The sequence below is a fragment of the Agrobacterium salinitolerans genome (assembly GCF_027498475.1).
Lineage (GTDB): Bacteria > Pseudomonadota > Alphaproteobacteria > Rhizobiales > Rhizobiaceae > Agrobacterium > Agrobacterium salinitolerans.
The window spans coordinates 252,964-272,083 of record NZ_JAPZLN010000003.1; the positions used below are offsets into that span (position 1 = coordinate 252,964).

At 59.5% G+C, this 19,120-nt stretch carries 18 protein-coding genes; 7 read left to right on the forward strand and 11 right to left on the reverse strand.

Going from position 1 to position 19,120, the window contains the following annotated elements; all coding sequences use genetic code 11:
* The first annotated feature begins 65 nt into the window (after positions 1-65).
* Both O9X91_RS13235 and mazG read left to right on the forward strand, forming a co-directional pair.
* Complete coding sequence (locus O9X91_RS13235) at positions 66-698, forward strand: deaminase (RefSeq protein ID WP_373692757.1); 633 nt, start codon at positions 66-68, stop codon at positions 696-698.
* Positions 699-775: 77 nt separating this feature from the next.
* Positions 776-1,621: a nucleoside triphosphate pyrophosphohydrolase gene (gene mazG, locus O9X91_RS13240; RefSeq protein WP_269825697.1), complete on the forward strand. Its 846-nt coding sequence runs from the start codon at positions 776-778 to the stop codon at positions 1,619-1,621.
* Positions 1,622-1,850: 229 nt separating this feature from the next.
* Here the strand turns inward: mazG and hflX are convergent, their stop codons facing one another.
* The 8 genes from hflX to dusB all read right to left on the reverse strand — a co-directional run bounded on the left by hflX (position 1,851) and on the right by dusB (position 12,607).
* The gene (gene hflX / locus O9X91_RS13245; RefSeq protein ID WP_193600481.1) at positions 1,851-3,287 is read right to left on the reverse strand and encodes a GTPase HflX; all 1,437 of its coding nucleotides are present in this window, start codon (positions 3,285-3,287) and stop codon (positions 1,851-1,853) included.
* A gap of 92 nt (positions 3,288-3,379) precedes the next feature.
* Positions 3,380-3,622 carry an RNA chaperone Hfq gene (gene hfq / locus O9X91_RS13250; protein WP_003496145.1) on the reverse strand — a complete coding sequence of 81 codons (243 nt, stop codon included), beginning with the start codon at positions 3,620-3,622 and terminating at the stop codon, positions 3,380-3,382.
* Between the two features lie 184 nt (positions 3,623-3,806).
* Positions 3,807-5,183 (reverse strand): Trk system potassium transporter TrkA, encoded by a 1,377-nt coding sequence (gene trkA, locus O9X91_RS13255; protein ID WP_077982336.1) that lies wholly within the window; start codon positions 5,181-5,183, stop codon positions 3,807-3,809.
* A 48-nt stretch (positions 5,184-5,231) separates the two neighbouring features.
* Positions 5,232-6,596: a nitrogen assimilation response regulator NtrX gene (gene ntrX / locus O9X91_RS13260; protein ID WP_003521348.1), complete on the reverse strand. Its 1,365-nt coding sequence runs from the start codon at positions 6,594-6,596 to the stop codon at positions 5,232-5,234.
* Positions 6,586-8,847, reverse strand: a complete 2,262-nt coding sequence (locus tag O9X91_RS13265) for a sensor histidine kinase NtrY-like (protein ID WP_077982337.1) — start codon at positions 8,845-8,847, stop codon at positions 6,586-6,588. The genes ntrX and O9X91_RS13265 overlap by 11 nt, the downstream gene beginning before the upstream one ends.
* 150 nt (positions 8,848-8,997) lie before the next feature.
* Positions 8,998-10,449, reverse strand: coding sequence for a nitrogen regulation protein NR(I) (gene ntrC, locus O9X91_RS13270; protein WP_077982338.1), 1,452 nt, complete (start codon positions 10,447-10,449; stop codon positions 8,998-9,000).
* Positions 10,446-11,594: a two-component system sensor histidine kinase NtrB gene (locus O9X91_RS13275; RefSeq protein WP_077982339.1), complete on the reverse strand. Its 1,149-nt coding sequence runs from the start codon at positions 11,592-11,594 to the stop codon at positions 10,446-10,448. The genes ntrC and O9X91_RS13275 overlap by 4 nt, the downstream gene beginning before the upstream one ends.
* A complete protein-coding gene (gene dusB / locus O9X91_RS13280; protein WP_142912193.1) occupies positions 11,591-12,607 on the reverse strand; it encodes a tRNA dihydrouridine synthase DusB in 1,017 nt (338 codons plus the stop codon). The genes O9X91_RS13275 and dusB overlap by 4 nt, the downstream gene beginning before the upstream one ends.
* 276 nt (positions 12,608-12,883) lie before the next feature.
* Here dusB and O9X91_RS13285 point away from each other — a divergent pair, with 276 nt between their 5' ends.
* Positions 12,884-14,071 carry a bifunctional 2-C-methyl-D-erythritol 4-phosphate cytidylyltransferase/2-C-methyl-D-erythritol 2,4-cyclodiphosphate synthase gene (locus O9X91_RS13285; protein WP_077982341.1) on the forward strand — a complete coding sequence of 396 codons (1,188 nt, stop codon included), beginning with the start codon at positions 12,884-12,886 and terminating at the stop codon, positions 14,069-14,071.
* A complete protein-coding gene (locus O9X91_RS13290) occupies positions 14,068-14,577 on the forward strand; it encodes a CinA family protein (protein ID WP_142912192.1) in 510 nt (169 codons plus the stop codon). The genes O9X91_RS13285 and O9X91_RS13290 overlap by 4 nt, the downstream gene beginning before the upstream one ends.
* Here the strand turns inward: O9X91_RS13290 and O9X91_RS13295 are convergent.
* Entirely contained in the window at positions 14,559-15,014 is a 456-nt protein-coding gene (locus O9X91_RS13295) for a type II toxin-antitoxin system RatA family toxin (protein WP_142912191.1), read from the reverse strand. The two genes, O9X91_RS13290 and O9X91_RS13295, sit on opposite strands and share 19 nt — an antisense overlap.
* A gap of 9 nt (positions 15,015-15,023) precedes the next feature.
* A complete protein-coding gene (locus O9X91_RS13300) occupies positions 15,024-15,593 on the reverse strand; it encodes a P-loop NTPase family protein (protein ID WP_142912190.1) in 570 nt (189 codons plus the stop codon).
* 240 nt (positions 15,594-15,833) lie between these two features.
* On the opposite strand from O9X91_RS13300, the gene O9X91_RS13305 reads away from it, so the two are divergent.
* From O9X91_RS13305 to O9X91_RS13315, 3 genes are all read left to right on the forward strand, one after another.
* Positions 15,834-16,010, forward strand: a complete 177-nt coding sequence (locus tag O9X91_RS13305; RefSeq protein ID WP_003496171.1) for a hypothetical protein — start codon at positions 15,834-15,836, stop codon at positions 16,008-16,010.
* Between the two features lie 126 nt (positions 16,011-16,136).
* Entirely contained in the window at positions 16,137-16,871 is a 735-nt protein-coding gene (locus O9X91_RS13310) for a helix-turn-helix transcriptional regulator (protein ID WP_142912189.1), read from the forward strand.
* A gap of 94 nt (positions 16,872-16,965) precedes the next feature.
* Positions 16,966-17,895 (forward strand): DMT family transporter, encoded by a 930-nt coding sequence (locus O9X91_RS13315; RefSeq protein ID WP_077982344.1) that lies wholly within the window; start codon positions 16,966-16,968, stop codon positions 17,893-17,895.
* Positions 17,896-18,096: 201 nt separating this feature from the next.
* On the opposite strand, the gene lipA is transcribed toward O9X91_RS13315, so the two are convergent.
* Complete coding sequence (lipA, locus tag O9X91_RS13320) at positions 18,097-19,068, reverse strand: lipoyl synthase (RefSeq protein WP_142912188.1); 972 nt, start codon at positions 19,066-19,068, stop codon at positions 18,097-18,099.
* Positions 19,069-19,120 lie beyond the last annotated feature (52 nt).

The window sequence follows — 19,120 nt, forward strand, 5'->3', positions numbered from 1 at the left end:
GCAATCCCTTGACAAAGCGGGTCCCCACGCCGAACAAGGAGCGACAATCGACTGTCGATTTCCCCATGCGAAGACCGCTTTTTCTTAAAGCGGCACGAAGGAACAGACCCTTGACCAACCCCACCCTCGCCGCCCGCCTTCTCGATGTCATCGAACACGATATTCTGCCCTTGACGTCGAGGGGCGTCAGCCTTGGCAACAAGGTTTTCGGTGCGGCGATCCTGCGAAAATCGGACCTGTCGCTGGTTATCGCCGAGACCAATAACGAGCTGGAAAATCCGCTCTGGCATGGTGAAGTGCACACGCTGAAGCGGTTTTACGAGCTGGGCGAAAAGCCGAACACGAAAGAACTGATTTTTCTCTCCACCCACGAACCCTGCACCATGTGCATGTCCGCCATCACCTGGGCCGGTTTCGACAATTTCTATTCCTTCTTCAGCCACGAGGATTCCCGCGACGCTTTCGCGATCCCGCATGACCTGAAAATCCTCAAGGAGGTCTTCGGACTGGAACCGGGCGGCTATCGCCGCAACAATGCGTTCTGGAATTCGTATTTCATCGCCGATCTGGTGGAGCGTGAAGAGGACCCGCTGAAAACCGCGTTGAAAACGCAGACGGCCCGTATCAAGACCGCCTATGACGATCTTTCCACCAGCTACCAGTCGTCCAAGAGCGGCAACGATATTCCATTGAACTAAAGCTTTTCCGGCGGACGTGCGTGGCGGTTTTCCGTCCGGGCGATGCGCGGAAACAAAGAACGAAGGTTTGAGACATTATGGAAGCCTCGAAGGATATTTCCCGCCTGATCGAGATCATGGAAGCGCTGCGTCAGCCGGAAACCGGCTGCCCCTGGGACGTCGTGCAGACCTTCGAGACAATCAAGCCCTATACGATCGAAGAGGCTTATGAAGTTGCCGACGCCATTGAGCGCAAGGATATGGACGATCTTTGCGAGGAGCTGGGCGACCTGCTGTTACAGGTGGTTTTCCATGCCCGTATTGCCGAAGAGCTGGGCGAATTCGCCTTCGGCGATGTGGTCCAGGCCGTCACCGCGAAGATGATCCGCCGTCATCCCCATGTCTTCGCCGTATCCGACGCCGACACGCCGGACGGCGTCAAACTGCAATGGGATCGCATCAAGGCGGAAGAGAAACGCGAGCGTGCAGAGCGACGCGCGCGACGGGGCATCACCGAGGATTTCAAGGCAGGCTTTCTGGGCGGTGTACAGCGTAGCCAGCCGGCGCTGACCGAGGCCCTAAAGCTACAGGAACAGGCAGCGCGTGCCGGTTTCGACTGGTCGAACCCCGCTCCCATTCTCGACAAGATCGAGGAGGAAATCGCGGAACTGCGTGAGGCGCTGGCGGAAGGAAAGCCGGAAAAGGTCTCGGACGAGCTCGGCGATCTCATTTTTGCTCTCGTCAATATCGGGCGGCATGTCCAAGCCGATCCGGAAGATGCGCTGCGCGGTACGAATACGAAATTCCGCAGACGTTTCAATCACATCGAAACGTCGCTCACCCAAAATGGCGAAACGCTGGAAGAAGCGAGTCTCGAGAGAATGGAAGATCTCTGGCAGGCGGCGAAACGCATCGAACGTTCGCTTGATACGGTTTCATCCTGATCGCAGGGATATGCGGTGGATCCGGTAAGGCACAGCTTTTCCACTATGACTGCCGAATGCATCTGGCAGCAGCGCAGCATCCGCAACCGTCACCCCGGATTTAGAGCGAGGTCCAGCGCGACCAGGTCTTTGATCGCAAAAGACTCTTCTCACAGCGCAGACGCGATAAGGCTGTATTCCGGCTCAAGGCCGGAATGACGGAGAGAGTTTGGCACAATGCAGGGAGCGCTCAGCGCTCCCAGTCTTCCCGCTCGCGAACCGTCGCTTTTCCAAGCTTCCGTTCCAGTTCGGCCGCTTGCGCTTCCGACAAGCGCACATCGAGCGCGACCGATCCGTCCTCGTGATCTTCACGATTGTCGACGATGGAATTGCTGTAGACCCAGGATATCAGCGGCAACTGCTCAACGGAAAGGACCACGGTGGTTTCCGTCAGAACACCGGAAAGACGCTTTGAAATCTCGTCCATCAGGGCATCGACGCCCTCACCCGTGATGGCCGAAACGGCGCGGATATCGGAACGACCTTCGGCGCGCTGCATGATGGCGTCATGCGCTTCCGGCTCCAGACGGTCGACCTTGTTCCAGACCTCGATGATGCGCTTTTCCGCTTCCTTCTCGTCAATGCCGAGGTCACCGAGAATACGCAACACATCCGCAGACTGGGCAGCATTGTCCGGATCGGACATATCGCGCACATGCAAAACGAGATCGGCTTCCAGCACCTCTTCCAGAGTGGCGCGGAAAGCGGCGACCAGATGCGTCGGGAGATCGGAAATGAAACCGACCGTATCGGACAGGATGACGGTGCGGCCATGCGGCAGCTTCATGCGGCGCAAGGTCGGGTCGAGCGTGGCGAACAGCATATCCTCCGCCAGAACGCCAGCGCCGGTGATGCGGTTGAACAGCGTGGATTTGCCGGCATTGGTGTAACCGACCAGCGCGACGATCGGATGCGGCACCTTGCGGCGCTTGGCGCGGTGTAGCTGCCGCGTACGCACCACCTGCTCCAGCTCGCGCTCCAGCTTGACGATGCGTTCCTGCAAAAGCCGGCGGTCGGCCTCGATCTGGGTTTCACCCGGACCGCCCATGAAGCCCGCACCGCCGCGCTGGCGCTCAAGGTGGGTCCAGCTTCGGACGAGGCGGCCCTTCTGGTAGTTCAGATGCGCAAGATCGACCTGCAGCGTGCCTTCCTTCGTGGAGGCGCGGCGGCCGAAGATTTCAAGGATCAGACCCGTGCGGTCGATGACCTTGCAATTCCACTGCTTTTCGAGATTGCGCTGCTGCACCGGGGTCAGCGGATGATCGACGATCACCAGGCCGGAATCGGTTTCATCGAGAAGATGACCGATTTCTTCGATCTTGCCGGTTCCGAACAGCGTGGCCGGGCGCGGCTGGTTCACCGGAACGATGAGGCCCTGCGTCACTTCCAGATCGATGGCGAGCGCCAGTCCCTTTGCTTCCTCAAGCTTGGCTTCGACCGAACGGCCGGGGGTAGCCGGGCCGGCAGCCGCATCGCGGGTTTCGCGCTGCTTGAGGACCGGCACGAGGACGACCGCACGCATGTCGTCGCGGCGCTTTTCCTGCTCCGGAATAATCGATTCGTTCGAGGTGTCGCGCGTTGAAATGGGTTCAGCCTTGTCCAGAAAGAGGATTGCGGCCGACCGCATCGGCGCGGGCGGCCTTGGGAATTAACCTGACGGCACGGGAAATGTTCCCGGTCCGGGTCAGTCTATGTCGAATATTCGTCGAGGGAGCCCGATCAGGCAGCGCCTTCTTCGCTTTCGAACATCTGCATCGGCTGGCCGGGCATGATGGTGGAGATCGCATGCTTGTAAACAAGCTGCGAATGACCGTCACGGCGCAGAAGCACGCAGAAATTGTCGAAGGAGGTGACAACGCCCGTCAGCTTGACGCCGTTGATCAGGAAAATCGTGAGCGAAATCTTTTGCTTACGAACGGTATTGAGGAAGAGATCCTGAAGGTTTTGAGAACGTTCCGCCATGGCGCCGCTTCTTTCTTTTTTGCCGGCAGGGATACCGGAAAATAATCAATCAATAATAAGCCGGCCGAGTCTTGTCCCCCGCTTGGCCGACCTCAAACTCTGGTATCAAATCGTGTTCCGTTCCGCAACGGTCAAAACAGCCGAATGAGTACGAGTATTGACCCACATTTTCAATTCGGGACAGTCAAAAATATTGTATCGACACACGGAAGAGTTGTTCAACGTCGCGCACCGCATCGGCGGATGCAAATAGCACGACGCGGTCCTTCGCCTTGATTTTCGTGCTGCCATCCGGGCGGATCACCACGCCGTCGCGATAGATCGCCCCGATGCGCACACCCTCCGGCATGTCGATGTCGCGGAAGGACTGGCCGACCAGCGGCGACGTTTCCAACGCTTCCGCTTCGATCACCTCTGCCGAGCCGCGCTGGACGGCATAGACTGAGCGGATGCGCCCCTTGCGCACGTGCTGAAGCACGCGGGAGATCGTAACGGCCCGCGGGTTGATATAGGCATCGAGGCCCAGAGAGCGGGAGACATCGTGGAACGACGTACTGTTCAACAGCGCCAGATTCGATTTGCAGCCGAGCTGTTTGGCGATCACCGCAGCCAGAATATTGGTCTGGTCGTTATTGGTGAGCGTCACGATAAGATCGGCATCCTGAATATCGGCCTGCATGAGGATTTTCTGGTCAAGCGCCGAGCCATGCATGACGATGGTGTGGCTTAAGTGTTCAGATGCGGCAACCGCCCTGTCGCGGTCCGCCTCGATAATCTTCACCCGCGTTTTCGGCTGCAGTTCCTCGATCTTGCGCGCGACGAAGTGTCCGATATTGCCGGCGCCCGCAATCACGATTCGCTGCGCTTCCTGCTCCTCATGGCCGAAAAGACTTAAGGTGCGGCGGGCGTGATGGCGCTGGCAAATGACATAGGCAAGGTCGCCCACACGCAATTGCTCGGAGGAATGCGCAACCTTGAGAACGCCGCCCCGGTAGACGCCCACTACCGTGGCGATGAGGTCAGGAAAGAGGCTGGAAAGCTGGTGCAGCGGCGTGTTGATGACCGGACAATCCTCCATGCACTCGATTGCCAGCATGGAGATCGTATCGTCTGCAAACCGAACCACATCGGTCGCGCCCGGAAAGGCGATGCGCCGCAGCACCATCTTGCCAACTTCGACTTCCGGGGAAATCGTCACATCGATGGACATGTTCTCGCGGCTGAAGAGATCGGCATATTCCGGCTTCAGATAGCTCTGGTCGCGGATGCGGGCGATTTTGGTCGGCACGCTGAACAGGGCATGCGCCACCTCGCAGGCGACGATGTTGATCTCGTCATGCAACGTCACGGCGATGATCATGTCGGCCTGATCGGCGCCGGCCTTGGCCAGCATGTCGGGATGGGCGCCATGACCGACGTAACCGCGCACATCCAGCGTCTCGGTAATGGCGGTGATGAGCGGCGCGGCGGTATCGATCACCGATACTTCGTTGTCCTCTCGAGACAATTGTTCGGCGATGCCGTAACCCACCTGCCCTGCGCCGCAAATGATAACTTTCATGCTGTCTCTCTGACGGAATAATCGGTTACGCCGAAGCGCCTTCTTCCCTTATACGCCGAGAGATTTCAGTTTGCGATGCAATGCAGACCGTTCCATGCCGACAAATTCCGCCGTTCGCGAAATATTGCCGCCGAAGCGGTTGATCTGCGCCATCAGATAGTCACGCTCGAACATCTCACGGGCCTCGCGCAGCGGCAGGGTCATGATGTGCTGATCGCCCTGCGCCGAAATCTTCGGCAGCATGTCGCCAATATCCGAGGGGAGCATGTCGGCCGAGATCGGCGCTTCGCCGCCTTCGGGGCGGGCAAGAATCATCAGCCGTTCGATATTGTTGCGCAACTGCCGGATGTTACCCGGCCAGTCATGTGTCTGGAGAACGGCCATGGCGTCGTCACCGATCTTGCGCGGGCGGATGCCGGCCTGCTCGGAAATCTGGCGCATGAACATGTCCACGAGGAAAGGAATATCCTCGCGTCGTTCGGAGAGCGCCGGGACCTTCACCGGCACGACAGCAAGTCGATGATAAAGGTCTTCGCGGAACTGGCCTTCGGCGATCAGGCTTTCGAGGTGATGGGCGGTTGAGGAAATGATGCGCACATCCACCTTCACCCGCTTGCCGCCGCCGACGCGCTCGAACTGTTGGTCGACCAGCACCCGCAGGATCTTGTTCTGCGTTTCGCGCGGCATTTCGCCGACTTCATCAAGATACAGCACGCCGCGATGGGCTTCTTCCAGAGCGCCGACCTTGCGCGGCTGCCCGGGAAGTCCTTCCGTGCCAAAAAGCGCGATTTCCATGCGGTCCGGCGTGATCGTCGCGGCGTTAAGGGCGACGAAGGGTCCGCTCGCACGCGAGGACTTCTTGTGCACCATGCGCGCCACGAGCTCTTTGCCGGAACCGGAAGGACCGAGGATCATTATGCGGCTGTTGGTGGGAGCAACCCGGTCGATAGTCTGGCGAAGCTGCGACACCGCAAGCGACGCCCCGACGAGTTCAACCGCGTCACCGGTGCGCTTCTTGAGTTCCTGAACCTCACGCTTGAGCTTGGAGTTTTCCAGCGCCCGCTCGGCGATCAGGATGAGGCGGTCGGCCTTGAAGGGCTTTTCGATGAAGTCGAAAGCGCCGCGCTTGATGGCGTTGACAGCGGTTTCAATATTGCCGTGACCGGAGATCATGACGACAGGAATTTCGGGGTGACGGCTCTTGATTTCGTCCAGCAGCGCCAGACCGTCGAGCTTCGAACCCTGCATCCAGATGTCGAGAAATATCAGGCGCGGCACCCGCTCCGAAATGGCGGCCAGCGCGCTGTCGCTGTCAAACGCCATGCGGGTCTCGTGGCCTTCGTCGGAAAGAATGCCTGCTACGATTTCGCGAATGTCCGCCTCGTCATCCACGACCAGAATATCAGACGCCATATGCTGCTTCCTTGTTATTTTCGCCGCCGACCGCCTCGATATAGGGCAGCAGCACTCTGATCATGGCGCCGTGGCCGTGATCGAACTCCGGCGGGGCATCGTGGAGTTCCAGATACCCGCCATGCTCTTCGATGATTTTCTTGACGATGGCCAGACCGAGGCCCGTGCCCTTGTCCCGCATCGTCATATAGGGTTCGAGAATGCGGTGACGGTTCTCGACGGGCAGACCACGGCCATTGTCGATGATATCCGCCACGAAACGCGAATTGGCCTCGTCGAAGGATGCGCGCACCAGGATTTTCCCCGGCCGTTTTTCGCCTTCCACCGCCTCAATCGCCTCCGTCGCATTCTTGATGAGATTGCCGAAGGCCTGACCCAGCATGCGGGCATCAAACATGCCCTCCAGCGGGACATCGCCGAGCTCGGTCGAGAACTTCGTATCGGCCGCGCTGATTTCGCGCAGGAATGCCGCATCCTTCAAAATCGCCCGCAGGTCCGATTTCTCCTTCGTCGGCTTTGGCATGCGCGCAAAGGCCGAGAATTCATCGACCATACGGCCGATATCGCCTACCTGCCTGACTATGGTGTCGGTACACTGATCGAAGATGGCGCGGTCGTTTTCATCTATCTGCTTGCCGAAACGGCGCTTAATCCGCTCTGCAGAAAGCTGAATCGGCGTCAGCGGGTTCTTGATCTCATGCGCGATGCGACGCGCCACATCCGACCATGCGGTCGAACGCTGGGCGATGACGAGATCGGTGATGTCATCAAGTGTGATGACGTAGCTGTCACGGCTGTCGCGAGCATCCTCACGGGTCACCTGCACATTCAGCGTCCGCTCCTTGCCGCGCCGCATGATATTGATCTGCTTGCGGAAGTTGCCGCGAGACCAGGTATTGGCCTCGTTGACGACCTGTTCGATTTCAGGCGCGATCTCCGACAGTTGCGCGCCGATAAGCTGTTCGGAGGTCTGCGCCAGAAACTCTTCGCCCGACGGATTGACGATGGTGATCCTGCGGCTCTCATCGACACCGATGACGGCGGCGGTGACGCCCGACAGCACGGCTTCGATGAAGCGGCGACGGTCGTCGATATCGTCCTTGGCCTCAATGATCTGTTCCTGCTGACTGCGCAGTTCAGAAACCATCTTGTTGAAGGTACGCGACAGACGCCCGACGTCGCCATCGACAGCGCGAACGGGAACCAGCACATGCATGTTGCCGGTAGCGACGCTGTCTGCAGCACTGATGAGGAGGCGGATGGGCCGCACGATACGGTCAGCCACCGCGATCGCCGTCCAGATGGCCGCCAGAAGAACGATCAGCGCAAAACCGAGATAGAGGATCGCAAAAGCGATCTGCAGCGGCGCACGGCCCGCCTCCATAGCCTTGTATTCGGCGCGGTTCTCCTCCATCAGCCGCATGGCGCCCATCACCTTGGGATCGACAGCGCGCACTGTGTAAAGGAAGGTGCCGCTGATACCTTCAAGCTTGATGATTGCGCCAACGAGGTTGGTGATACCGGGCGGGATCAGCGTCGGTTGGCCGGCGGCTGCTTTTTCAAGCGCGTCGTGCGGTATGGCGGGAAGCGGTTTTTCGGTCTTGATGTCGGCCTGGGCGACAGCATCACCGTCCTCCTGCACCAGAAACGCGCCAAGAAGACCGCGCCCCTTGGCCTGACGGGTCATCAGATCAACGAAGCCGGTGCGATCCAGATAAAAAAGCGCACGGTTGCGGTCGAGATCGGTCGCCATCGACAGGGTCTGCCCCTGAAGATAACCGGCATTCTCCATCATATAGGCTTGGGCGATATTGCTCGATGAATCGACAATCGACTGCGTGCGCAGCGAAAACCAGCGGTCGAGGCCCACATTCAACGTCAAGCTGGCGAAGATGGCGACGAGGACCGCGGGCGTAATCGCCACGATGGAGAAAAGCACGACGATGCGGACGTGCAGGCGCGCCGCCGCCCTGCCCTTTTTGCGCGCTTTCAGCAGCCGGTTGATTTCGCGCCCGATAAGGAACATCAGGCCGATCACGAAGATCGAATTGATGACGACAGAGGCGATGACGACGTTCGATGTCGGTGCGATTGGCGTGACGCCCAGAAGCACGAACAGGGTGATGATGGCGCAAACGAGAGCGACGCCGGCGAGCACCAAACCCGGCAGAGCGAAAGACATCCTGCGATCGGCAACCACCATGCCCGCTGCTTCGTCGGCAACGGCGTTTTCGGCGGCGGGTTTCCGCATGCACTACTCCCAATCGCTGGCCAGCCAGCACCACATTTCTGAAGTCAGGCGAGACGCGCCTCAGACCGGCGAATCTCTTCCTTTCCTAGTGTTTTTCAAGCAACACAATGTGGCGAAAGTGCAACGATAAAGGCGACCTTGTCAACATTCTCAGGTAGGACGGGAACTACGATAAACGGAAACGCCAAGCTCGCGGATTTTCTTGCGCAGTGTATTGCGGTTCAAGCCAAGAAGATCGGCGGCCTTGATCTGGTTGCCGCGCGTCGCAGTCAAGGCGGCGAGAATCAACGGATATTCGAGTTCCCGCAGAACGCGGTCATAAAGACCGGGCGGCGGCAGGCCATCGCCGAAACTGGCGAAATAATCCCGCATATTTTCCTCCACCGCCTGTGAAATGGTGAGAGAACCTGTGCGGACCGCCATCTTGTCGAGCGGGCTGTCCGGGACATCCGACTGCAATTCCTGCTCGATGATCTCGCGGGTGATGACTTCCTGCGGATAAAGCGCCATCAGGCGGCGGATCAGGTTTTCCAGCTCGCGCACGTTGCCTGGCCAGGCATAGGCCTTCATGACCTCCAGCGCCTCACTCTCGAAACGCTTTCCTTCCAGCCCTTCCTTCTCGCCATGCTGGATGAAATGGCGCACCAGATCGGGAATATCCTCGGCGCGGTCACGCAGCGGCGGCAGCCGCAGCGGCACGACGTTCAGGCGGTAATACAGGTCTTCGCGGAAAAGGCCTTGATTGATCGACTGCTTCAGGTCCTTGTTGGTGGCCGCGACGATGCGGACATCGGTGCGGATCGGCGTGCGACCGCCTACCGTCGTATATTCGCCCTGTTGCAACACGCGCAGCAGCCGCGTTTGGGCGTCCATCGGCATGTCGCCGATTTCGTCGAGGAACAGCGTGCCGCCCTCGGCCTGTTCGAAACGGCCGGTCGAGCGGTTCTGCGCGCCGGTGAAGGCGCCCTTCTCATGGCCGAAGAGTTCGGATTCAATGAGGTCGCGCGGGATGGCCGCCATGTTGATCGCGACGAAGGGTCCGTTGCGACGCTTGCCGTAATCATGCAGCGCGCGCGCCACCAGTTCCTTACCCGTGCCGGATTCGCCGGTGATCATCAGCGTCAAGTCCGTCTGCATCAGGCGCGCAAGAACGCGGTAGATTTCCTGCATCGCCGCCGAGCGGCCAACGAGCGGCATGCCGTCCTGCATGTCGTCATCGAGCTTCGCCGGCTTGCGCTTCGGCTCAGACAAAGCGCGGCCGATGATGGCGATCAGTTCCGTGAGGTCGAAGGGCTTCGGCAGGTAATCGTAAGCGCCTTTTTCAGAGGCCTTGATGGCTGTCATGAAGGTGTTCTGCGCACTCATGACCAGAACGGGCAGGTCCGGGCGGGCCTTCTTGATGCGCGGCAGCAGGTCAAAGGCATTTTCATCCGGCATCACGACATCGGTTACGACAAGATCACCCTCACCCGCCGACACCCAGCGCCAGAGCGTTGCAGCATTGGAGGTGATGCGCACGTCATAACCGGCGCGGCTCAGCGCCTGATTCAAAACGGTGCGGATTGCGGCATCATCATCGGCGACGAGGATCGTAGCTGTCATCTGTCATTTCCTGTCGAGTTCGGCAAAGAGCTGTCGTCGAGCGCCACTTCCGGCGAGACGGGCATCAATACGCGGAAGGTCGTGCGGTGGTTCTGGCTGTCGCATTCGACGATGCCACCATGGGCGCCGATCAACTTCGCGACCAGCGCCAGCCCGAGGCCGGAACCATTCGTCTTGGTGGTGATGAAAGGATCGAAGAGGTGCGGCAGAAGGTCGGCCGGGACGCCGGGGCCATTGTCATGTACGCAGAATTCGAGCGGCAGCGAGATGCGTTCGCGGCTGCCGGCAACCGAAAGACGGATGCCGGGGCGATAGGCGGTCGTCAGCACGATTTCGCCATCCGGCTGATTGCCCACGGCTTCCGCCGCATTCTTCACGAGATTGAGAAAGACTTGCACCAGCTGGTCGCGATTGGCATAAACCGGCGGCAGCGACGGGTCGTAGTTCTCGGAAATCTTGATATTGCGGGCAAAGCCGGCCTTGGCGATGGCCTTCACATGATCCAGCACGGAATGGATGTTAACCGGCACGCGATCCACCGGCCGCTCGTCGGAAAACACCTCCATGCGGTCAACCAGCGAGACGATGCGGTCGGTCTCATCGCAGATCAGCCGCGTCAGCGCCCGGTCCTCATCGGCAACCGAGGTCTCCAGCAACTGGGCAGCGCCGCGAATGCCGGAGAGCGGGTTCTTGATCTCATGCGCGAGCATGGAGGCAAGGCCGGTAACGGAGCGTGCCGCAGCGCGATGCGTCAGTTGCCGGTCGATCTTGTCGGCCATCGACCTTTCCTGGAAGACGACGACCACCGATCCCGGTTCGCTGACAACAGGCGCAACGTAAAGATCGACCAGCTTGTCCTGGCCGAGACGCGGCGAACTCAGATCGACGCGATATTCGTTGACCGGCGCGCGGCGCTCGCGCACCTGATCGATCAGCGCAAGCAGCGGGCTGCCGAAGGGAATGAAGGTGGAAACACGGTAGCGCGCGAGATGGGAGGCGCTTGCCCCGAAAAAGGCTTCGGCTTCCCAATTGGCGAAGGCGATGAAACCTTCGGCATCCACGAGGATGACGGGGTTCTGCACCGCGTTCAAAACCGCCATGGCAAGCGGGTTTCCATCTGCCGGGCTATGTTTGTCAGCGCTCATGCGGCCTTCCTTGCGGCGTTTTCGCCCGCATTTGCGCAAAGGGCGGTGCGCAGCAGATCCGCCACCTCTCCCGTGTCACGCGATGTCATGATTTGAGCCTTGTCGGAGGTGGCGAACTCAGGTGCAAAACGGTCGAGATACCAGCCCAGATGTTTGCGGGCGTGCCTAAGACCGGCTTCCCTTCCGTAGAATTCCAGCATCATCTCGTAATGTTCGATGGCGATGGCGGGAATATCGTCGCGGTGCGGGGCTGAATGTCCGGCGAGCACCGCCGGCAGCCATGGCTGCCCCTGCGCGCCGCGACCGACCATGACGGCATCCGCACCCGAACGGCGCAGGATTTCGCGTGCATCATCGGCCGTTTCCACATCGCCATTGGCGATCAGCGGCACGGAAATCACCTCACGCACGGCGCGGATGGCATCCCAGTCTGCCCGTCCCTCGTAAAACTGCATACGGGTGCGGCCGTGAATGGTGATGAGCTGAACGCCAGCGGCTTCGGCACGGCGGGCGATCTCCGGCGCATTGATGGTGTTCTCGTCCCAGCCGAGCCGCATCTTCAGCGTCACAGGCACGTCGACTGCTTCGACCGTTGCCTCGATGAGCGAGAGTGCATGATCGGGATCGCGCATCAAAGCCGAGCCGGAATAGCCACCCGTCACCTTCTTGGCAGGACAACCCATATTGATGTCGATGATTCCAGCGCCGTTATCGGCAGCGATCTTCGCCGCCTCAGCCATGAAATGCGCCTCGCGCCCAGCGAGCTGCACCATATGCGGAAACATGCCGGCGTTTTTCAGCCGCGCCCAGGATTCGCCTCTGTTAGCGACAAGCTCACGGCTTGCCACCATTTCCGTCACGACAAGGCCTGCGCCAAAACGCCAGGCAAGTTGCCGAAACGGCAGATCCGTCACGCCCGACATGGGCGCCAGCACGGCACGATTACGGATCGTGACTGAGCCGATACTGAACGGTTCTGACAACTCCGGAAGATGCAATTGATGATCTTTCATGCAGAAGGTTTATTTGCATTATTTTTAGACAGTGTTTGTGCGGTTGCCAAGCACTTTTAGAGGGTTGCACCTTTTATTTGCTGGGCGATTGCCTGCCTGTTTTGCTGTCGGCAGCAATTTGTGCAGTTTTGAACGCGCAATGGCTGCTGATCCTGCGGCATGCAGGGGCGAATGCGCGTCATATCGGGCTGGCCATCCGGGTTTTGAAACGCTAGAGCAAGACTGTCAACCGCTAAGGGTTGCGCGCAAAGCATAAGACCAATGCAGGAAAGTACTATGAAACTCGGCATCGTCATCGTCGCCGCCGGACGCGGAGAAAGAGCGGGCTCTCCCGAGGAAGGGCCGAAACAATATCGCCCGATCGGAGGCCGGGCCGTGATCGAGCATACATTGTCCACCTTCCTCGATTGGGATCATGCCTCCGCCATCGTGATCGTCAGTCATGCAGACGATGCAGCACTGCTGTCGCCAATCCTCCAGCGGCTTGATTCCGGCGGGCGGATCGTCACCGTCACAGGCGGCTCAACACGCCAGCAATCAGTGCTTGCCGGGCTGGAAGCGCTTGCCTCGGAAGAGCTGACGCATGTGATGATCCATGATGCCGTGCGGCCTTTCGTCCCCGTGGACATGCTGGAACGGATCGTCGCCCTGCACCGGGCCGGCGCCAGCAGCGTCCTGCCCGCCCTCCCCGTCACTGACACGCTGAAGCGCGGTGCGGGTAACGTTGTTGCAGAGACTGTTTCACGCCAAGGACTTTATGCTGCGCAGACGCCACAGAGTTTCACCTTCGGCGATATTCTTGGAGCACATCGCGCCGCTTCCGCATCTGGCAAAACCGATTTCACCGATGATGCATCGATTGCCGAGTGGGCAGGACTGACGGTGACGCTGACAGAAGGTTCGGTCGATAATGTAAAACTCACTCTCAAGCGGGATATCGCCATGGCCGATGAAAAGCTCTCCAACGGATTGCCGGACGTGCGCACCGGGAATGGTTACGACGTGCATCAGCTGGAGGCCGGCGATGGCGTGACGCTCTGCGGCATCTTCATCGAGCATGACCAGAGACTGAAAGGCCATTCGGATGCCGATGTGGCGCTGCATGCGCTGACGGACGCCCTGCTCGCCACCTGCGGTGCCGGCGATATCGGCGATCACTTCCCGCCTTCCGATCCACAATGGAAGGGTGCAGCCTCGCGCATCTTCCTGGAGCATGCGGCAAAGGTCGTACGCGACAATGGCGGCACGATCATGAATGCCGATGTCTCGCTGATCGCCGAAGCTCCGCGCATCGGTCCACACCGCCAGGCGATGCGGGAAGCACTTTCGGACATGCTCGGCATTGCGCTGGAGCGCTGCTCGGTGAAAGCGACAACCAATGAGACGATCGGTTTTGTGGGCCGCCGGGAAGGCATTGCTGCAATCGCCACAGCTACGGTCGTCTACAGGGGCAGACCGTTATGAGCCTTTTTCCCGCGGACATAGAAGAGTTGGCGCGGCGGATCATTGCCGATTTCACCGCGCATGGTTTCATGGTCTCGACCGCGGAAAGCTGCACGGGCGGCCTGATTGCCGGCGCGCTGACGGAGATTGCCGGCTCCTCTGCTGTCGTGGATCGCTGTTTTGTGACCTATACCAATGAAGCCAAGATGGACATGCTGGGCGTTGGCGCCGACACCCTGACAACATTTGGTGCGGTCTCCCGGCAGACGGCGCTGCAGATGGCGCAGGGCGCCCTCTTCCGCTCACGCGCGGATTGCGCCGTGGCGGTGACCGGGATCGCCGGCCCGGGTGGCGGCTCAGCCGAAAAACCGGTGGGGCTTGTGCACCTGGCCGCCAAAGCGCGCAACGGCAACCTCCTGCATCGCGAAATGCGCTACGGAGATATCGGCCGCACCGAAATCCGGCTTGCGACGGTGAGAACGGCGCTCGAAATGCTGATGGCCCTCAATCAGGCGGGGTCCGTATAGATTTTATCGGCACGCGTTTCGAAGGCTTCCGCGAACATGCGGAAGGCCCGGTCGAACATCGACCCCATGACCGCGCCGAGCAGGCGGTTCTTGAATTCATAATCGATGAAGAAATGAATCGTCGTGCCGCCATTTTCGGCAGCTTCGAAACGCCAGCGATTGTCGAGATACCTGAAGGGGCCGTCTATATATTTCACGTCGATGGCGCGCTCTGCCGGGTTCAACAGCACCTGCGTGGTGAAGGTCTCACGAATGGCCTTGTAACCCACTGTCATATCCGCCACCAGTAGCACCTTGCCATCGCGCTCCTTGCGCGAGCGGACGGTGAGCGCCTCGCAAAGGGGCAGAAACTGCGGATATTTCTCCACATCGGCGACGAGGTCGTACATGCGGTCGGGCGAGTGTTTGACGTGGCGATGCGTTTCGAACTGTGGCATGAGCGGCAGTTAATCCTCGATACGCAGAAGATCAAGAAGGCGGCGAAACTGTTTTCGGCTTTTCAGCTGGAATACCGGCACATCAGGACCATACAACGCGAAATTCCGCTCGAAGATCGGCGTATGGCGCCGCTCGAAATTCCAGATATAGCGCAGGAATTCGACGTCTATTCTTTCAGGGCACCCCTCCGCCATTTCCGGGCGGGCCTTGCCATAGCCCTTGATCGCCCGGCTGACGGCGCCCCACAGGCAGAGCCAGCGCGGCATGCGCACCCACAAAACGATATGGGATCGCGGCAGCCGCATATCGAAAGACGACGGATTGCTGCCGTCCATCAGCCAGCGCTCTTCGGTAATGATGGTGGCTATCCTTTCTCGCTGCTCTTCGCGCGGGCGCGCCCGCCAGCCGGGCAGCCAGAAAACATCCCGATCCATGGAGATGTAGCGAAGCCCGAAATTGTGCGCGAGCTTCTGCGAAAGCGTCGATTTGCCGCCGCCGGAACAGCCCACGACCATGATTCGCTGCGCCCCGGCGATGATCGCAGCAGCATCCTCCACCCTGTGAAGATAATTTGGCATTTCTGACACCTCATCTGACTGCCGGATATTTTCTGCCATCTCCTCGCAGCGATATCGTCACCGCGCATGACAGTTACGGAAAATTGACTATTGTAACCCCGTCGCAGGGATTGCTATTTATTTGCGACTAATATTACACCCATTGGATGTAACGACGCTGGAAGCTCCCGATTTCACCCAGCGTATTCATCCTTGGGTTCAGACCCGACATATAACCGCTTTGAGCCACTGAGTGAGCCGATGGACGATTTTTCCAACATCATCAACCTTCTCGAATCCGCCAAGCAACTCGCATCGATGAACGGCATGCCGGTGCTTGCCTATCTGATCGACGTCGCGAAATGCGAAGCGAGAGAGAACAAGCCGGTTCTGCGCAAGCGCAAACGCGGCGAATCGACCGCCAAGGAAGACTGTTAATTGCCGGCGCGCAGAGCCGACCGATAAAGCCGACTGGCCCATTCTTCAAGACGATGTCATAATCAAGTGATGAACTGGCCGCTTTTTCGAGGCGGCCATTTCTTTGCAAATGGAAACGACAGCGTCATGACAGCCGCATCCGCCGACATCAGAATCTACAGGGAAGAAAGACCGAAGGAACGTCATGGCTTCGTTCAGATCGTTCTTCCTGTCTCCGGGCGTCTGCTGATCGATGTGGCCGGACGGCAGGACGAATTGTCGACCGGACGCGGCGTGTTCATCCATCGCGATGCGCCGCATACGCAGGAAGCGACGGCAAGCAACCACTCGCTGGTGGTCGATATCGATGAAGGCGCCCTTCCCGAGCAAACGCTGGAGAAATTCGTCCGCTCGCCGTTCGTCGACATAGCGCAGGATACGCGGCAGTTGATCGCCTATATGCGCGGCGTCATCGGAAGAGAGGGGCGACGCGACGATATCGCCGGCCTGTGGACGCCACTTCTGGTCGACAGCCTTGCCAACGAGAAAGTCGACATCCGCCAACGCTTGCACAGGCTCGTTGCACTGGTCAGGGCTGAGCCGTTCTTCCCCTGGACTATCGAGATGCTCGCCTCCTGCGTGACGATCAGCGACAGTCGCCTGCATGCGCTGTTTCTCGAGGAATTCGGCCTCCCTCCTCACCGTTGGCTGGCCGGGCTGCGCATGGGCAAGGTCTGTGCATTGCTCACCAATTCCACCCTGCCTATTGCCGAGATCGCTTTGCGGGCCGGCTTTTCCGACCAGACTGCACTGACGCGGGCCATGCGCAACGCAGTGGGTGAAACGCCCGCAGCCTACCGTCGAACCTACGGGGTTCATTAAAACCGCCAGCGCATCACGTCAGGAGTTTTTGTCAAGACAGCCGCAGAGGGCTGTGGCACATCGCAGGAAAATACGAATGCGGATGTGACATGACATGAACAGAACAGGTCTCGGTGTTTTTTACGGCATGCTGGCGGGTGCGCTCTGGGGCGGTATATTCCTCGCGCCGAAACTCGTGCCGGACTTTTCCGCGCTGCAACTCTCGACGGCGCGTTACCTCACCTACGGGCTGATTTCCCTCATCATCATCGGGCCGCGACTGAAAAGGGTATCGGCCCATTTCGGTACGCGGGAATGGATCGCGCTCGGCTGGCTGAGCATGATTGGCAACATCGCCTATTATGTCTTCATATCGACCGCAGTGAAGCTGAGCGGTGTTGCCTTCACCTCCATCATCATCGGCTTCCTGCCGGTCGCCGTCACGATTATCGGCAGCCGTGATCACGGCGCGGTGTCGCTGAAGCGGCTATGGCCATCGCTCGTTTTCGGCGCAATCGGCATTGTCGGCATTTCCTGGCAGTCGCTGACGGAAAACGACGCTGGGCTGGACATGTCACGTATCATCGGCCTTGCCTGTGCGCTGGGTGCGCTGGCGTCGTGGACGGCTTTCGCGGTTGGCAATGCCCGCTGGCTCTCCCGCCTCCATGACGTCAGCGCCGACGACTGGAACATGATGACGGGTGTGGTGACCGGCGCTCTTGCGCTCGTGCTCGCCGTTCCCGCCTTTGGCTTTGGCGGCGAAAGCCATAATTCGGGCGACTGGCTGCATTTTGTGGCTGTTGCAGCCGGGCTGGGTTTCACCGCCTCCATTCTCGGCAATGCCCTATGGAACCGCATGAGCCGCCTTCTGCCGCTCACCATGGTCGGGCAGATGATCCTGTTCGAAACGCTGTTTGCGCTGCTTTACGGTTTTCTCTGGGAAGGGCGTGGCCCGACACTGATTGAGGTCGTGGCAATATGTTCGGTGGTGCTGAGTGTCGTGCTTTGCATGCGGGCGCATCGGCCGGAGAAGGTTGTGGTGTGATCGGTTGAAGGCCGGGAACAGGCGGCAGAGCCATTTCACAAGCCTCGCCTCCTACTCACGTCATCCTCGGGCCCGTCCCGAGGATCCAATCACGTATCGTACAATCGATAGGTTGCAGATGCTCGGGACAAGCCCGAGCCTGACGGTGGAGAGAGTGTATATCGCCCGATGCAGCAACCTATGTTGCCGAACCTTTGTCCCTTACTCCGCGGCAGCCAGCAGCTTTTTCTCGCGGGCCGCGCGCAGGCGTTCGAAATCGTCGCCGGCATGGTGGGAAGAGCGGGTCAGCGGGCTGGAAGAGACCATCAGGAAGCCCTTGGTATAAGCCACCGTCTCGTAGGACTTGAATTCCTCCGGCGTAACATATGCCTCGACCTTGTGGTGCTTGCGGGTCGGCTGCAGATATTGACCGATGGTCAGGAAATCCACGTCGGCGCTGCGCAGGTCGTCCATCAACTGCAGCACTTCGTTACGCTCTTCACCGAGGCCGACCATGATGCCGGACTTGGTGAACATGGTCGGGTCCAGTTCCTTGACCCGCTGCAAGAGACGCACGGAATGGAAATAACGCGCGCCGGGGCGAACAGTAAGGTAATTGCCCGGAACGGTTTCCATATTGTGGTTGAAGACGTCAGGCTTGGCGGCGACGACACGCTCCAGCGCACCGGGCTTCTTCAGGAAGTCGGGCGTGAGGATTTCGATGGTCGTCGTCGGAGACGCGGCGCGGATCGCCCAGATGACCTTTTCGAAATGTTCAGCACCGCCATCGGCGAGATCGTCACGGTCCACCGAGGTAATGACGACGTGGCTGAGCCCCATCTGTCTGACGGCCTTAGCGACGTTCTCGGGCTCGTCCATGTCAAGCGGATTGGGCTTGCCGGTGGCGACGTTGCAGAAGGCGCAGGCACGGGTGCAAATCTCACCCATGATCATGAAGGTCGCGTGTTTCTTGTCCCAGCATTCGCCGATATTCGGACAGCCGGCTTCCTCGCACACTGTTACCAGCTTGTGGCTACGCACCAGCTCGCGCGTCTCGTGATAGCCCTTGGAGGTCGGCGCCTTGACGCGAATCCATTCCGGCTTGCGCATGACCTCGGTATCGGGCTTGTGCGCCTTTTCCGGGTGGCGGATACGCTTTTCGTCGGACGACGTCCTGTCGAGAATAGTGACCATAAAAACCTGCTTCCATCGCCCTTGGCGATCCAGACATCTTTGGTGCGATGCT